The sequence below is a fragment of the Mesorhizobium sp. M7A.F.Ca.CA.004.12.1.1 genome, from assembly GCF_003997835.1.
Lineage (GTDB): Bacteria > Pseudomonadota > Alphaproteobacteria > Rhizobiales > Rhizobiaceae > Mesorhizobium.
The window spans coordinates 1-3,700 of the sequence record NZ_RZRK01000615.1; the positions used below are offsets into that span (position 1 = coordinate 1).

General features: G+C 63.2%; 4 protein-coding genes. All 4 read left to right on the plus strand.

Translation table 11 applies throughout. The annotated features are described in order from the left end of the window. On the plus strand, window positions 1–1,237 hold a 1,237-nt coding region (locus tag EN984_RS26200; protein WP_245480122.1), incomplete at its 5' end, for an MFS transporter. Window positions 1,238–1,380: 143 nt separating this feature from the next. Further along, window positions 1,381–2,562, plus strand: coding sequence for a cell wall hydrolase (locus EN984_RS26205; RefSeq protein ID WP_127270764.1), 1,182 nt, complete (start codon window positions 1,381–1,383; stop codon window positions 2,560–2,562). 254 nt (window positions 2,563–2,816) lie between these two features. Beyond that, complete coding sequence (locus EN984_RS26210) at window positions 2,817–3,224, plus strand: AtpZ/AtpI family protein (RefSeq protein ID WP_127272330.1); 408 nt, start codon at window positions 2,817–2,819, stop codon at window positions 3,222–3,224. Window positions 3,225–3,283: 59 nt separating this feature from the next. Beyond that, a partial coding sequence (locus tag EN984_RS26215) for a FoF1 ATP synthase subunit a (protein WP_164765658.1) occupies window positions 3,284–3,700 on the plus strand: 417 nt, incomplete at its 3' end.

Genomic DNA, 3,700 nt, shown 5'->3' on the forward strand with positions numbered 1-3,700 from the left:
TACCGGTTCCGCCGGGAGGGTTTTCAAGCCGGGCCATCGCTGGAAGGTTCTGGGCATCGGCGTTGCCGCCAATGCCGCCTTCTCGGCTACGTTCTCCGGCATCCCGGCGACGGCGGTCGTTCTTCGCCAGGGCTATCATTTGGGCAATGCCGAGCTCGGCCTGGCGCTCGGCCTTCTCGGGCTGGGGGTCGCGCTCAGCGAACTGCCCTGGGGTTTGCTCACCGATCGCTGGGGCGACCGCCGCGTGCTCCTGATCGGGCTCTGCGCGACGGCGGCGTGGCTCCTGGTCATGGCGATGCTGGTTGTGCCGACAAAGTCCGGTATTCCCGGCGTCACGCTGCTCTCCGCGAGCCTGCTCATCACCGGACTGCTCGGCGGCAGCGTCAACGGTTCGAGCGGCCGCGCCATCATGGGCTGGTTTCGGGAAAACGAGCGCGGCTTCGCCATGAGCGTCAGGCAGACGGCGGTGCCGCTTGGCGGTGGCCTTGGCGCGCTCGTGCTGCCCTCGCTTGCGCTGGCTTTCGGCTTTGGCGCGGTGTTCGGGGTGCTGGCGGGCGCATCCGCTCTGTCTGCCCTGTTCGCCTGGCGCTGGCTGCACGAGCCGCCGACGGCGGGCGAGGGCCATCTCGCTTCGGCTGTGGCCGGACCGGCGCCGCTGCGCAATCGCGATGTCTGGCGTATCGCGACCGCCATCGGCCTGCTCTGCTTTCCGCAGGTGGCCGTGCTCACCTTCGCTTCCGTGTTCCTGCACGATTTCGTTGGGTTGGGAACGGCGGCAATCGGCGCGAGCCTCGCCGCCGTTCAGATCGGCGCCATGGTCATGCGCATCTGGAGCGGCCGCTTCACCGACCGTCACGGCAACCGCCGCCAATTTCTTCGCTTGTGCAGCGCGTTCAGCGCCCTTGCCTTCGCCATGCTTTGGCTGCTGGTCCTGTTCGGCCCAACCGTTCCGGGCGGCCAGCTCATCTGGTTGGCGGTCCTTCCAGTCGTGCTAATTGTCGCAGGCATCTCGGTCTCTTCCTGGCACGGCGTCGCCTACACCGAGCTTGCCACCCTTGCCGGGGCCAGCCATGTCGGGACCGCGCTCAGCCTTGCCAACACCTTTGTTTTCGTAGGCTTCTTCCTGGTGCCGGTGGCCATTCCGGGGCTCTTGCACCTTTGGTCTTGGTCCGGCGTCTGGCTGGCGGCCGCCATCTGCGCGCTGATCGCCCGGCCGATCTTCCTGCGTCCGGCCTGAGTTCGGCCGCAAAACCGCCCGACTTCGGAACCACGACCTGAAGCCGGCTGAGAACAATCCGATCGAAGCCGTTAACGTCCCATCAAGGTTAATGCATCATTTTGCTCTCCAGTGGGGTCTGTCGCGTTCCTGGAGAGTGTTCCGTGCATCGACGTGTGTTGAAGCGGCTGGTTGCCGCCGCCGGTGAGAGAAGACGTGGCTTTCTGCCCCCGTTCGTCATCGGTCTCGGCATCTGGATCGGCTTTCCGACCATCGTCGCCTATCAGGACATGACGAGCCTTGTCTCCGGCCTCGAAGCGAACACCCGCTGGAATTCCTATGTCGAGAAATCCGTCGCCGGCTCGACCCATGCGGCCGAGATGCCCTTTGTCGATTCTGATGTCACCGGCTCCATCTCCGGATCGGGTGTCCACCTGGCCGGTGTCGGCAACGTGTCGTTTCGCGGCAAGGGCGGCAAGGTCAGCGGCACGCCCGATGAGGACCGCGTCGTGCGCGCCGAGAAGAAAGGGCGCATCGTCCAGATGTCTCCCGTCGCACCGCCGAAGAACTTCAACGCCGGCTCGATCTTCGAGCGCACCTCCTCCTTGCTGCGGCCCAGCATGGACAGCGGCCTGAAAATGGCTTTCGCCAAGCCGCAGATCAAAGGCAAGGAAATCCAGATCGCCGCGGCATTCCATGCGCGCGAGGACAGGAAGCCGGATCCCGGCGTGCCGGCCATGCTGGCAGCGCTGGTCAACAACGACCATCCGGACGTGCTGGCCACCGCCTACGCGCAGTCCGAGCCTGACTATGCCAAGGCATCGCCCTTCGAAGCCCTGCTTCAGGACGAGCAGCCCAATGAGGGCCGCTTCATTCCGCCGATGGCCAAGGGCGATCATTCGTGGATCCAGAACCCGCTGCCCGCCAGTGTCTTCTCCCAGAAGGAGCAGGCATGCCTTGCCAACGGCATCTATTTCGAGGCGAGGAGCGAATCCGTGCGCGGCCAGGCCGCCGTCGCCCAGGTCATCCTCAACCGCGTCCGCAACCCGACCTATCCGAATTCGATCTGCGGCGTCGTCTACCAGAACGACAGCTGGTTCAACCGCTGCCAGTTCTCCTTCGCCTGCGACGGCAGGAAGAAGCGCATCGATAGCCCAGCCGCCTACAAGACCGCCAAGGAGATCGCCATGGCCGTCACTGCCGGCAAGATCTTCATCCCGGAGGTCGGATCGTCGACCCACTACTATGCGCAATATGTCCATCCCGGCTGGGCGCGCACGATGCAGAAGATGACCAAGATCGGCCTGCATATCTTCTATCGGACCTATGGCGGCGGCTGGAGCTGAGTGCGGAGTAGCCGCTGATCTTTGATGTGGCGCGCAGCCGATCAAAGGGCCATTGCGCGGGGGATTCGCGCCATGCATCTTCGTCATCATGGCGGGCACGATGTCGCACCTTTCTAATTCATTGATTTTATTGCCTAAAATACATGGCAATGAACTTCCGCCCGTGGCTTGACGGGCGCAAACCCTCTAACTATGTTGCCGGCGACTTTAGAAGCGGACGGACGGTGACGGTCTGACCGGGCAGGGGGGGTGCGATGGCCGACAAGAATGGGCCAGACGGAACCGGAAAAACCGGCCGCGGCAATCAGCATGAGCCCGACATCCGCGACGACGATCTTGAGCGCCGCCGCCGTGACCTTGAAGCTTCGCTTGCGACAAGGCGGCCGGGCCGGCTCGAGGGGAAAGACGACGCGAAAGCGGGCAGTGTGGCCGGTTACGGTCAGGCGCTCAAACTCTCCAGCGAATTTATCGCCGGGGTGGTGGTGGGTGCCGGCATCGGCTGGATCATCGACCGTCTGGCGGGGACATCGCCATGGGGTCTGATCGTGTTTCTGCTGCTTGGTTTTGGCGCCGGAGTGCTCAATGTGATGCGTTCCGCCGGCGTTGTGGCAGAATTTGGACAGGGCGATAAATCGCGCCGTGGCCAAGACGACAAGAAATGACCGCGCACCATGTGCGGTAATGGTAACGAGGCCGTACGCGGCATTGACGGGGTTTGAACGTGGCAGCTGACAAGGTCGATCCGATCCACCAGTTCCATATCAACAAGCTGATTCCGATCGACATCGGGGGCTATGACCTGTCTTTCACCAATTCGGCACTGTTCATGGTCGCAACCGTTATCGTCGCGGCTGGATTCCTGTTTCTCACGACGTCAAGCCGCAGCCTGGTTCCCGGGCGGCTTCAGTCGGTCTCCGAGATGGCCTACGAGTTCGTCGGCAACATGTTGCGCGATGCCGCCGGCACGCAAGGCATGAAGTTCTTCCCTCTCGTGTTCTCGCTGTTCATGTTCGTGCTCGTCGCCAATCTGCTTGGCCTGTTCCCGTATTTCTTCACCGTCACCAGCCACATCATCGTCACCTTCGGCCTTGCCGTGCTGGTGATCGCAACCGTGGTCGTCTACGGCTTCATGACTGTC